Source organism: Persicitalea sp. (assembly GCF_041751555.1).
Classification (GTDB): domain Bacteria; phylum Bacteroidota; class Bacteroidia; order Cytophagales; family Spirosomataceae; genus Persicitalea.
Map to the genome: position 1 here is coordinate 1 of NZ_JBGSXF010000310.1, position 11,387 is coordinate 11,387.

An 11,387-nucleotide genomic window follows, 5' to 3' on the forward strand; every position below is an offset into this window, starting at 1 on the left:
TGATGCTGGGGTTTTGGGTATGTGAAGTATGCAATCCAAGAGCAAAATAAAAAGCCAATGGTTGGAAAACCACTGGCTTTTTATTAAAAAATTTCCGCGGGCAATTTTGCTTAGAACCGATACCCGAAATTGACGCCCAGCATCAGGGTAGTTTCGCCACTTTGGTAGCCCTGAAAGGCTGCCCGCGCCCCGAGATTGCAGCGATGGGAAAGGTTCAGTTCCCCCTCGGCGATGAGCGAGTAGCCGATCGTCAGGTAGTTTTGGGGGCGATCGTACTTGGGCGGATCGATGATGTAATCAAAGATTTCAGGAAATTCCTTCAAGGAGCCTGGGTAATACACACCATAGTAGTTGGGACTGGAATCAGATACGAAGCGTAAAGACGGCCCCACACCCAGGCGTACTTTACTACGATCGTACCGCCAAGGCGAAGCGTACAGGTTGAGGTCAAGCGCGGCAGAGCCCTTCGTGAACCTCATTTCATCCACGTAAGGCGCGCCAATTCGTGGGTTATTTACATAAATAGAGCTTGAACCTGACCCAAAGCCAAACTGCACCGACGGAGCCAGCGTTAGGTAGTTGTTCAGCCTGCGGTTGTACTCGTTGTAGTAGTTCAAGCCCGTGAGGTCGCCCGAGCCAAACAGGATCGTCGTTACACCCGCCTTGATATTATTGTGATAAGTGTTCGGAAACACGGCGCGCTGAGCGTAAAGCGCATTTCCTGCAAGCAGGAATAATCCAATGAGCATTGACTTTTTCATCGCCTGAGTTTTTTAATTGATAACAATGTGATTGACAGCGCAAATGTGATTGACAGCGCAAATGTAGCAGATATTTCAGTTACGCAAATATTATTTTTAGTGCCTGAAACTAGCTTTTCAACTACATGTATTTTGCAAGGACTCAGGCTCCTAACCCGTCGTTTCTCATTTCTCTAAAATCCAACCGAGAGGTTTGTCTTCTATGTCCAGAATGTCAAAGTTGTTTAGCAGGGTGAAGAGTGGCTCATCAGGAAAATCATTTATCCTGAGAAGTATTATCCTGTCGCCTGACTCCCTATAGAAATACCTCGGATTGTTGGGATGCCTCTTCCAATAGATTATAGATTCAAGTAGTTCTGTGGTTTCCAACTTACCGTAGATCAGTTACGTCTATTTGCGCGTTTTTGATTTCATCTAAAACCCTTTCAGCTCCGGCATCCAGTAGCTCTTCGGCCAAAGAGGCGCCTATTTTTTCGGGATGAGCGGGAGAGCCCTCTTCTACTTGGCGACGAATCATTTCACTACCGTCCAGACTGACAACACCGCCCGATATATTGATTTTCCCCTCGACCAAAGTAGCCAGGGCAAAAAGCGGCACGCTGCATCCACCTTGTAAGCGGCGCAAGAAAGCCCGCTCTGCCCGGAGGCACAGCGAGGTTTCGACGTGGTTGAGCAGATTGCCAACCGCTTCTTTCTTCGCTTCATCCAGCGACACGGCGCATTCGATGGCGACGCTGCCCTGGCCCACGGCGGGCGTGAATTCTTCGAGCGAAAGGTACTCGGCAATCTGCGCGTCATAACCCATGCGGTGGACGCCAGCGTAGGCCAGCAACAGCGCGTCGCAATGACCTTCGCTGAGTTTGCGCAGGCGGGTTTGTAGGTTGCCGCGCATGTCCACCGTCGTCAAGTGCGGATAAAAATGTTTCAAAAGGGCAATGCGACGAGTCGATGAAGTACCGATGATGAAGGGCTTAGCTTGATTTAGGGAGAGGCTGGTGTCGTGGCTAATCAGCACGTCGTTGGACTTTTCGCGCTCGGTAAAGGCCAGTATTTCAAAATCATCGCCCAAGTCTGACTGCAAGTCCTTGGCGCTGTGGACAGCAATGTCGATGCCGCCGTTGTGAAGTTGCGCTTCCAATTCTTCGGTAAAAATACCTTTGCTGCCGATTTTGGATAAAGCTTTGTCCAAAATCTTATCTCCCATTGTTTTAATGATGACCACTTCGGTGGAGATACCGCCCTCTTGCAGTTTTTCTTCTACGAAATGTGCTTGCCACAAGGCCAGCTTGCTACCGCGGGTGCCGATTTTGATGTGCATGTCAATAGGTGATAGTCTTCTGATGTTTGAGCCGCAATTTACCAGAATTGTTGGAAGTACTTTGAAAGCAAAGAAGACCAAGTCACGCCCGTATCGTCAGATCCGGTTTTGAAGGCAAGTGCACTTTGACCTCTTTCAATAATCGAACTACCTCAGACGGTTCGATCGGTCTGTTCAAAAAACCGATGGCTTCCAACTCCTGGTGCAGGGCGCCCTTGGGCCGCTAACGCAATGTACTTTACGATTGCCCTAACAAACGGCACCGTAGTCAGGTCATTTTGCTCATCTGCTCCCCTGAGCTGATGATAAACAGGAGTCGCTGTTGGGTAGACTTTACTTTCCAAGATTGTGGCTTATTTAAGGTAACTTTGCAACTCTCTGTACAGAGTTGCGCTCTGTGGGTACCATTTATCTCCCTTTATTTTTTCTAGCAAATTTATCAATGCAGACAATTCCTGCGAAAGGCTATGAGTAGCATCCCTCTCGTTTATTTGGTAGATGACGATCCGGACGATCGGCATTTTCTCAGGCAAGCCCTTCTGCAAACGAAGCACGGAATGGAAGTCATTGAAGCAGCTAGTGGATTTGAATTGATGAAGCTGATCCAGGAAGAAGGACGACGGCTCGCCACACTAATCCTGATGGATATGAATATGCCAAAAATGAGTGGCGTGGAAACCGTTCGAGCAATGCGTTCGAATCCGGGTTTTCCCGTCATCCCGGTGGTCATGATCTCGACTACCAACAACCCTGCCTTTATCCAAACTGCCTTTGACGTGGGAGTAGCCGAGTTTGTATCCAAGCCAGCTACGATCCAAGGATTTACCGATATGGCCAATAAACTCATTACTCGTTATTTGGGGTAATCGTTTTTTGAGTGAAAGCTGGGAATTTCTCGCTATTAAAGCTCCGTGGGCTGTACGACGGGAAGCGTGATGATAATGGTGCTTCCAGTGTCCTCCCGGGAATTGATTGACATGGTTCCGTAGTGATTAGAGACAATTTTTTTGCACAAAGCCAGCCCCATCCCCATGCCTTCCGATTCGGAGTCCAGCTTATTGAAAAAGCCCATCACGTAGGTACCATATTGGTTGTCAAAGCCTTTTCCGTTGTCCGTTATTTCTACTCTTAAATAATCTATGTAGCGGTACTTGTCCTTGCTGAACTGGTAGCTGTTTTCCTCTACCGTTGCCGACCTAATTGTGACGCACAAGGGGATATGCGCCCTCCTGTTTTGAATAGCGTTCTTAATCAACTCCGTAAAAAGTAGCTTCATCTGGATAGGGCGCACCTCTATAGGAAGTATCTCACCTACTTTAAGCTCGAAGTCAGCAAAACCCGTCACTTGTATTGAATCGACCTTCGCCTGTGCAATGATGTATTCTAGTTCGATGGTCGTAAGTGGTTCTTTATTAGCTTCCACGCTGACAAATTCCTGTAGACTTTGGGTCAAAGCCCGTAGCCGGGCTACGGAAGACTGGATTTTTAGAAAATAGGCGTGAAGGTTTGGGTCTTCGCTTGCCTTTTCGGCGCTCAGCACCATATCCAAATAAATGGCTATCTTTCGGATAGGCTCCTGCAAATCGTGCGAGAGTACTTTGTTTAATTGTACATACTCCTGATTTCGCTGAATGAGAACGGCTATCTGGCGATCCAGATTCTGCCGGTGCTCTTCCAATTCCGTCTGAAGGCCTTTCAACTGCTCGTTATTTTCGAGGGCTTTTTGCAGGCTCTTTTTTGAGTCAAGAATTTCACTTTCGTACTTCTGCCGCTCCCGCACCGTAATGAAGATACACAGGTTGATGGGTTTTTCGCTCTTGGCATCCCGGATGGCATTGATCATAACGGGGACACTCTCGCCTACTTTGGAGCGTAGCATAAAGAAAATCTCACTTACTTTTCCATTTAGCCTTAGCAAAGGGAAAAAATGAGTTTGGTAGAAAAGTCTGCTGGAAAAGGTGAAGATACGATCCAGTTTCTGGCCGATCAGTTCGGCCGACTCATAACCCAGTGCCTCGCACAGGAAAGCATTGACAAACTCAATGGTACCCTCATCCCCAAACACCAGGCAGGCGCAGGGCATGGTTTGCACGATGTATTCGGCATTGTAATTGACTTCCAAGAAGTTCAGGTTAAGGCAGGCGCTTCAAGATACTCTTTCATAAGGCGGACGGTTTCTTCCGGGGCGCTCATGTGCGGACAGTGTCCGGTAGCGCTCATAAGCACCAGGCTACTTTTGGGCAAGTGGTCGCTCAGGTAGTTGCCCACTTCGGCGGGTGCCACCATATCATCCGAACACTGCATGATCAGCGAGGGGTGACGGACCTTGTGGAGATCCCGCCGATTGTCGGACAGGAAAGTGACTTCGGCAAACTGCCGGGCAATGACGGGATCGGTGGAGCAGAAACTCTCGGTGAGTTCCTGACCTAGCTCCGGACTATCGGGATTTTTCATGATGGCTGGAGCCAGAAAGTTAGCCCACCCAATGTAGTTTCGTTCCATGGTCGTAAGCAGTTCCTCAATATCCGAACGCTCGAAGCCTCCTGTGTACTCCTGGTCATTAACGTAACGCGGGGAAGGGCCGATCATAATGATTTTCTGGAAAAAGTTGGGTTCTTTGATGGAGGCCAGCACCCCTATCATGCTGCTTACCGAGTGCCCCACAAAAATAATGTCCCTTAGCTCTAACGCCCGGCAAATATCGAGTACGTCCTCGGCGTAGCCATTCAGGTTGGCGTACCGCTCGGGATTATACGCGCTGATATCCGACTGTCCGCTCCCCACATAGTCGAACAGGATTATCTTGTATTCCTCTTCAAAAGCAGGCCAAATGTAACGCCACATTTGCTGGGCACAGCCGAATCCATGCGCAAACAGCATGGGGGTAGTGCCTTTACCAAACACTTGTACATTGTTCCTTTTTAATACATCAGTGTGCATTGTATCGCGATTATTGCTTAAATCCAACTTTAAAAACTTGAACCAATAAATATACTACTCATTTTGGACTACCCATACTTTGAACCTCTGGTTTTATTGTTATTACCCTAGGCTTACCTTTGCGCGATGCAAACCACCGCCAAGCCGAAAAGTACCACACCCGGCGAATCCTCGCTGAATTCTTTCCCACAGCGCATCTTCACTACACAGTTCTGGCTGCTCAGCACAAGTTCATTCCTGTTCTTTGGGAGTTTCAATATGCTCATTCCCGAACTACCCGCTTACCTTACCAGTATGGACGGAGCCGAACACAAAGGTCTTATAATCAGCTTATTCACGCTCACCGCCGGGATTTCCCGACCGTTCAGCGGCCGCCTGACTGACCGCATCGGGCGCATTCCGGTGATGGTCTTCGGGTCGCTGGTGTGCGTGGTGTGTGGTTTTCTGTACCCGATTTTTGTTACTGTCGTGCCCTTTTTGCTGTTGCGATTGGGCCACGGCTTTTCCACAGGATTCAAGCCGACGGGCACTGCGGCCTATATCGCTGACATCGTTCCCGCGCACCGCCGGGGCGAGGCTTTGGGGATTTACGGCATGGCAGTGAGTGTCGGCGCGGCGTTGGGACCCGCCATCGGGAGTTGGATAGCCATTGCGTTTTCACTGAATGCGCTGTTTTACACTTCTTCTTTTGCCGCTTTCCTTTCCATCGCCATCTTGCTCAACATGAAGGAAACGCTGCCCAACCCGTCGCGGCTTTCCTGGGAGGCCTTTAAAATCACGCGTAAAGATGTCTTCGAGCCGCGCGTGTTCTCGCCCTCGTTGGTCGTGTTTCTGACGTACTTCAGCTTCGGGGCGGTGCTGACGCTCATCCCTGATTTCAGCGATTCGCTCGGCTTGCACAACCACGGTCTTTTCTTTTTGGTCTATACGCTCACCTCCCTTTTTATCCGGTTGGTAGCGGGACGCGTTTCCGATCGCTACGGACGGGTGGAGGTAATAGTAGTGGGCTGCTCGATGCTCATTATCGCCATGCTTTGCACGGGCTTCGCTACCTCTACGGAGCTATTTTTCACGGGAGCCGTATTTTTTGGCTTCGCGACGGGCATCCTCTCCCCTATCCTCTCGGCTTGGACGGTGGATTTGAGCGAAGAAAACGGTCGTGGACGGGCGATGGCGACGATGTATATTTCAATGGAGGCGGGTATCGGCCTCGGCGCCCTGCTGTCGGCGGCGATCTTCGCCAACGACGTCGCCCGGCTGCCGCTGGCGTTTTCGGTCATGGCCGGGTTTGGGCTGATGGCATTGTTTTACGCGGTTGTCATTTTGAGAATAAAAAGAAAGCAAAACCATGCTGTTTGATGATTCTTACCGCACTATCGAAGCTCCCGCCGAAGGTCTTTTCAAAGAACGAGGCAGCAAATTCTACGCCTTCGCCTATCCCGTCAATTCCGAGGAAGACACCAGGCCGCTGCTAACTACCCTGCGCGAGCAGCATCCCAAAGCCAACCACCACTGCTACGCCTACCGCCTGGGCCTCGACCGCAACCAGTATCGCGCCAACGACGACGGCGAACCCTCGGGTTCCGCTGGACGACCCATCCTGAACACGCTGTACTCTCAGGATTTGACCAATATTCTGGTGGTAGTTATACGGTACTTTGGCGGCTCTCTGCTGGGGATTCCCGGCTTGATCAATGCTTACAAAACAGCTACTGAAGAGGCCTTGGCACAAGCAGTAGTTTTGGAAAAGTACGTCTGCGATGAATACCAAATCACCTTTCCTTACGAAATGACCAGCGAAATAAATCGGATTGTGAAAGCCTACGACCTTGAAGTAACGGAGCAGCGATTTGAAATAGCCTGCACCTTTAAAGTACTGGTTCGGAAGGCGCAGCTGAACAAAGTTGTGCCTGCTTTTGAGGGCACAGAGAAGGTGAAGATAAAATACCTCAAAACAGTATAGATTCCCTCACAACGCTCTTTTCAAACCAAAATCCTTCACCCGATCTTTGGCCCCATGAGGCGTTCCGCACTTTACTCTTTTCTCTTACTGATAGCTTTTGTCACAGCAAACGGAACCATTACCACAGCGCAAGACAGGACGCGCCTGGTAGTAATGACTGACATTGGCGGCGATCCCGACGACCAGCAAAGTTTGGTAAGGCTGTTGGTACACAGCGATCAATTTGACTTAGAAGGTCTGTTGACTAGTAGCCGCCTGGAACACGGGCAGGATACAAAGCCCGAACTGATTTACCAGCAACTAGATGCCTACGAGCGGGTTTACGAAAACCTGCAAAAGCACTCCGCTGCTTTTCCCAACCCCAATCACCTTCGTTCGCTGGTTCACGCCGGAAGCGGCGACCAGCATCAGTTTGGCGAAGGACAAGATTCTCCTGCCTCCGAATGGCTAATAAAAGTCGTGGACAAACCGGATTCAAGGCCTCTTTGGGTGACGGTCTGGGGCGGGCAGCGTGAACTAGCCCAAGCCTTGTGGAAAGTGAAAGAAACTCGCTCCAAGGCAGAAGCGACAAATTTTGTCAACAAGCTCAGAATTCATGCCATTGGTAACCAAGACGGCCACGAGCGCTGGATCGTGCAAAACTTCCCTGAATTATTCTTCATGAGCAACGGCTTCGTGAACTTCGGGTATCCGCACGTCCCGAAGGTTCGGGAGTACTCCGCTTACCGGGGTATGTACATGACGGGCGACGAAACACTGGGGTCGGCGGAATGGATTCAAAACCACGTGGTGCAAGATCACGGCGCATTGGGGGCACAGTATCCCGCCGATGCAGCGGGTAAGCGCGGAATGAAGGAAGGCGATTCCCCCTCTTTTTTAGCTTTGATCCCCAATGGTTTCAATGTTGCCGAACGGCCCGACTGGGGCAGTTTTGGGGGACGATTCCGTCGGTTGAACAGAAACTTATATACGGATGCCGTTGATTTTCAAGACGGAGTTTGGAATGAACGGTTGAGTGTTTCAAGGTGGCGGAAGTACTTCCAGAATGACTTTGCCGCCCGAATGGACTGGTGCGTCAAGGGATTCGCCGAAGCTAACCACGCGCCGAAAATCGTCCTCAACCAGCGGGAAGGAACGGAAGTCATAGAAATCAGTGCCAAAGCGGGTGATCTGATTACGCTTTCTGCCGAAGGAAGCTCCGATCCCGACGGCGACACCTTAAAGTACAGTTGGTGGAATTACTGGGAAGCCGGAAACTACCCCGGCCGCCTTCCTCTGATAAACCCTGAAAGCAGAGATGCAGAATTTGTGGTGCCTGCCGACGCCTCCGGCATCGTATTGCACCTAATTCTGGAAGTAACAGATACGGGTGTGCCGGCGTTGACAGCTTTTCGTCGGATTGTGATTCAGGTGGAGTAAAAGCCCTCCCCTTATTCCCGCAGTTTGTCCGACCGAATATTCACATCATCATAATAGTAATCATCAAAGGTTCGTCCCGATGCCTCGCCGTAGCGCAGCACGATATAAGCCAGCCATACAACAAGCAAGGGCGATAATATAAACAAAATTGCCGCTACGTCAGAAAAGCCAAGCGCTACCAAAATGGCAAAAATAATAAGGTAAGCGGTAGAGAACAGAGCGGCGAAAGTCGGGTTCTTCAACATGGGAAAGCGGGTCAAATGGTTCAACAATACACTTTAATAACCCATACCGCAGCATTTGGTTTCATAAAAAAAGAGGACTGCTCTTGAAAAAAGCGGCCCTCTTTTTTAAACTTTTAAACCCTCAAACCTTCAATCCAATCAATAATTAGGATTCTGCACCAAAGTCGCTTTACCCTGCAACTGGCTGTTCAGAATCTCCTGCGCCGGAATAGGGAAGTACTCGTGCTTGCCCTTCACAAAGCGTGCGCCCTGCAGGTAGTTGCGCTTGGTCTGCTCGACGGTCAGGTAATCGTTAAGGGTCTTCTCGGCTATGCCCCAGCGCACCAGGTCGAAATAGCGGTGGCCTTCCATCGCGAATTCCAGGCGCATTTCGAAGCGCACTGCCTTGCGGGCAAATTCCTTGTCCGTCCAGGGAGTGGTGTATTCATTCACCACATAGTTACCAGCCGGCGTGCCGTTAGCCAGCTTTACGAAACCATCGGGATTGGCAGCGCGGCGGCGGATTTGGTTGACCAGGGCGCGGGCTTTGTTCAAATCACCCGTTTCGACCTCGATTTCAGCCAGCCACAGCAATACGTGCGAGTAGCGAATCAGGCGGTAGTTGTTGGCATTCTGCCGGGGGTTGTTGGACCAGGTCAAAGTACCGTTCTCGGCCCGATAGGGCGACTGCTTCTTGGGCGAGTAAGGGCCACCGTAGGCGCGGTCACGAACATAGCCGGGGTTGTGTAGTCCCCAGTCGAGGTAGGGAACGCCGTCGCGGCCCACGCTCCAATCGAGGCGAGGGTCGAGGTTGCCCTTGTAAGCCACCGAGTTGTCGGCGGGAACGTCAGTGGCATTGAAAGTATCAAGCAAAGGCAGACCCGTCGCATCCGTTTTGAAGGCATTCACCAGGTTCTGAGTAGGCTGGAAGAAACCGCAGCAGGTCGTGAGGGCACCGCCGCCGTAGGGGTAGTTGAGCGTGTGGCCTCGGTTGCCGTTGCGGGAAATATTGGCCCCGTCGTTCACCGAAAACTGCACTTCCAGAATCGACTCCGCATTGTTGTTGGTCGGGATGCGGTGGTTGTCGTGGTATTTATCCACCAGCTTGAATTGTCCGCTGTTCACGATGGCTTCCAGCAGGGGCTTGGCTTCGGCGTATTTGTTCTGGAACAGGTAGGCTTTGGCTAGCATGGCACCCGCCGCCCACTTGGTGGCCCGGCCCGGAGCGCCCGGCCAGCGAGCGGGCAGGTTGTCATAGCCAAATTTCAAATCTTCCACGATGTTGGGCCAAATATCCTTGTCGTTGGGTAGTTTGGTGCTGTTGGCATCGCTGGAATTGTAAGTCTTGTCGTCGATGTACGGTACCTTGTTGAACATCTTTTTAAGTTCAAAATGGTAGTGTCCGCGCAGAAAACGAGCCTGGGCGATGGCCGATGTTTTTTCGGTAGCAGTCATGTCGGCTGCCTTATCTACCAATTGAATGGCATCGTTAGAACGGGCGATGCCGTCGTACATGGCCTGCCACTTTCCCCGGAAGTGCAGCAGGTCGGGCGTGTGCTGGAAACCCTCGATGATCGAAATCTCGGGCTGATCGCCGGCGTTGGTACCCTTGTATGCGTCGTCGGAAGCCACCGATCCATAGACCCAGTTGTCGGCGGAACCGTGCCAGTCGGAGAAGCCCGCCACGTTGACGCCATCCATGAGCGAGTAAGCCCCGGTCAATACCAGATCGACGCCCGCCTTGTTGCGCAGCGTGACTTCGCTCAATTCACCCAACGGCACAGTATCCAGAAAGCTATCGCTACAGGAAGTGGCCGAAATGCCCGCCGCCACGAATGCGGCCCAGGCGATTGGTTTCAATTTCATTTTCATATCGGTTTTTATTTAAAAATGTCAGGATGAGATAGTTTTAGAAACTGATGTTGACGCCCACGACCGTGTTACGCGCGGCGGGATAGGCACCTTCGTCGAAGCCGATGTGAATGTCCTGGCCCGAATTGCTGGAACGGCGGAGGTTGATCTCAGGGTCGAGTCCGGTGTACTTCGTGAATGTCAGCCAGTTTTGTCCCTGCACGTACACGCGAGCCGAACCCATGCGTAGTTTGGAAGTGATGGCCTTGGGGATCGTGTAGCTCAACTGAATGTTCTTGAAACGGAAATACGAGCCGTTTTCCAAGTAATAGGTCGAAGGCAGCGAGCTAATGACGTCATTGGAACGCGGGATAGGCAGAACGGCATCGGTCTTGCCGGGACGCCACGAGTCCTCGAACATCCGTACGCTACGGTTGCCGCCGAAAGTCGGGAAGTCGGTCCAATAGCGCACGTAGTTGAAGATTTGGTTGCCCTGCACGCCCTGTCCGAATAGGTCCAGACGGAAGTTCTTGTAGCCGATGCTGGCGTTGATGCCGTAGGTGAACGTCGGGTGCGGACTGCCGATAATGCCCCGGTCGGAAGCATTGATGACGCCATCGTTGTTGATATCCCGGAATTTGAACGATCCGGCTTTGTTAAAAGGATTACCAGCCTTGGCAGCATCGGTGTTGGCTACGAACTGCGCCGCGTGGGCTTGCCCCTCGGCGTCAGACTGGAAGATGCCGTCGATGGTGTAGCCAAAGAACGACGCCAGCGGATGCCCCTGCTGCGTGACAGCAGCGGCGGCCAGGCGCGTCGAGAAGCCAAAGTACTGTACGTTGGGGTCGCCCGTGGTCTTGACGACCTCGTTGCGGTAGGTTGAGAAATTACCACCCAGCGAATAGGTAAAG

The 11,387-nt window shown here is 51.4% G+C and carries 10 protein-coding genes and 1 pseudogene; 4 read left to right on the top strand and 7 right to left on the bottom strand.

Translation table 11 applies throughout. From position 1 onward, the window contains the following. Positions 1-110: 110 nt before the first annotated feature. Together ACEW8P_RS11090 and hemC are read right to left on the bottom strand one after the other, a co-directional pair. Complete coding sequence (locus ACEW8P_RS11090) at positions 111-761, bottom strand: hypothetical protein (RefSeq protein ID WP_373513147.1); 651 nt, start codon at positions 759-761, stop codon at positions 111-113. Between the two features lie 370 nt (positions 762-1,131). After that, positions 1,132-2,079, bottom strand: coding sequence for a hydroxymethylbilane synthase (hemC, locus tag ACEW8P_RS11095; RefSeq protein WP_373513148.1), 948 nt, complete (start codon positions 2,077-2,079; stop codon positions 1,132-1,134). A 467-nt stretch (positions 2,080-2,546) separates the two neighbouring features. Between hemC and ACEW8P_RS11100 the strand changes: the two genes are divergently transcribed. Continuing rightward, a complete protein-coding gene (locus ACEW8P_RS11100; protein ID WP_373513149.1) occupies positions 2,547-2,945 on the top strand; it encodes a PleD family two-component system response regulator in 399 nt (132 codons plus the stop codon). Positions 2,946-2,980: 35 nt separating this feature from the next. Here ACEW8P_RS11100 and ACEW8P_RS11105 read toward each other — a convergent pair whose 3' ends face one another. Continuing rightward, positions 2,981-4,201 carry an ATP-binding protein gene (locus ACEW8P_RS11105; RefSeq protein WP_373513150.1) on the bottom strand — a complete coding sequence of 407 codons (1,221 nt, stop codon included), beginning with the start codon at positions 4,199-4,201 and terminating at the stop codon, positions 2,981-2,983. A gap of 5 nt (positions 4,202-4,206) precedes the next feature. Beyond that, entirely contained in the window at positions 4,207-4,983 is a 777-nt protein-coding gene (locus ACEW8P_RS11110) for an alpha/beta fold hydrolase (protein WP_373513151.1), read from the bottom strand. A gap of 162 nt (positions 4,984-5,145) precedes the next feature. On the opposite strand from ACEW8P_RS11110, the gene ACEW8P_RS11115 reads away from it, so the two are divergent. Genes ACEW8P_RS11115 through ACEW8P_RS11125 form a run of 3 tightly spaced genes read left to right on the top strand, consistent with a single transcriptional unit; the run spans position 5,146 to position 8,401 of the window. After that, positions 5,146-6,378, top strand: a complete 1,233-nt coding sequence (locus tag ACEW8P_RS11115; protein ID WP_373513152.1) for an MFS transporter — start codon at positions 5,146-5,148, stop codon at positions 6,376-6,378. Next, positions 6,368-6,982 (top strand): YigZ family protein, encoded by a 615-nt coding sequence (locus ACEW8P_RS11120; RefSeq protein WP_373513153.1) that lies wholly within the window; start codon positions 6,368-6,370, stop codon positions 6,980-6,982. Before ACEW8P_RS11115 ends, ACEW8P_RS11120 begins: the two co-directional genes overlap by 11 nt. Before the next feature lie 54 nt (positions 6,983-7,036). Further along, positions 7,037-8,401, top strand: a complete 1,365-nt coding sequence (locus tag ACEW8P_RS11125; protein ID WP_373513154.1) for a nucleoside hydrolase-like domain-containing protein — start codon at positions 7,037-7,039, stop codon at positions 8,399-8,401. An 11-nt stretch (positions 8,402-8,412) separates the two neighbouring features. On the opposite strand, the gene ACEW8P_RS11130 is transcribed toward ACEW8P_RS11125, so the two are convergent. The 3 genes and pseudogenes from ACEW8P_RS11130 to ACEW8P_RS11140 form a co-directional block, all read right to left on the bottom strand. After that, complete coding sequence (locus ACEW8P_RS11130) at positions 8,413-8,670, bottom strand: hypothetical protein (protein ID WP_373513155.1); 258 nt, start codon at positions 8,668-8,670, stop codon at positions 8,413-8,415. 114 nt (positions 8,671-8,784) lie between these two features. Beyond that, a complete protein-coding gene (locus tag ACEW8P_RS11135; protein WP_373513156.1) occupies positions 8,785-10,497 on the bottom strand; it encodes a RagB/SusD family nutrient uptake outer membrane protein in 1,713 nt (570 codons plus the stop codon). 37 nt (positions 10,498-10,534) lie between these two features. Beyond that, positions 10,535-11,387 (bottom strand): annotated as a pseudogene (locus tag ACEW8P_RS11140) (SusC/RagA family protein); the annotation flags it as partial.

Coding starts and splice junctions, on each gene's coding strand:
- ACEW8P_RS11090 (WP_373513147.1), bottom strand. CDS start 761: ATGAAAAAGTCAATGCTCATTGGATTATTCCTGCTTGCAGGAAATGCG.
- hemC (WP_373513148.1), bottom strand. CDS start 2,079: ATGCACATCAAAATCGGCACCCGCGGTAGCAAGCTGGCCTTGTGGCAA.
- ACEW8P_RS11100 (WP_373513149.1), top strand. CDS start 2,547: ATGAGTAGCATCCCTCTCGTTTATTTGGTAGATGACGATCCGGACGAT.
- ACEW8P_RS11115 (WP_373513152.1), top strand. CDS start 5,146: ATGCAAACCACCGCCAAGCCGAAAAGTACCACACCCGGCGAATCCTCG.
- ACEW8P_RS11120 (WP_373513153.1), top strand. CDS start 6,368: ATGCTGTTTGATGATTCTTACCGCACTATCGAAGCTCCCGCCGAAGGT.
- ACEW8P_RS11125 (WP_373513154.1), top strand. CDS start 7,037: ATGAGGCGTTCCGCACTTTACTCTTTTCTCTTACTGATAGCTTTTGTC.
- ACEW8P_RS11135 (WP_373513156.1), bottom strand. CDS start 10,497: ATGAAAATGAAATTGAAACCAATCGCCTGGGCCGCATTCGTGGCGGCG.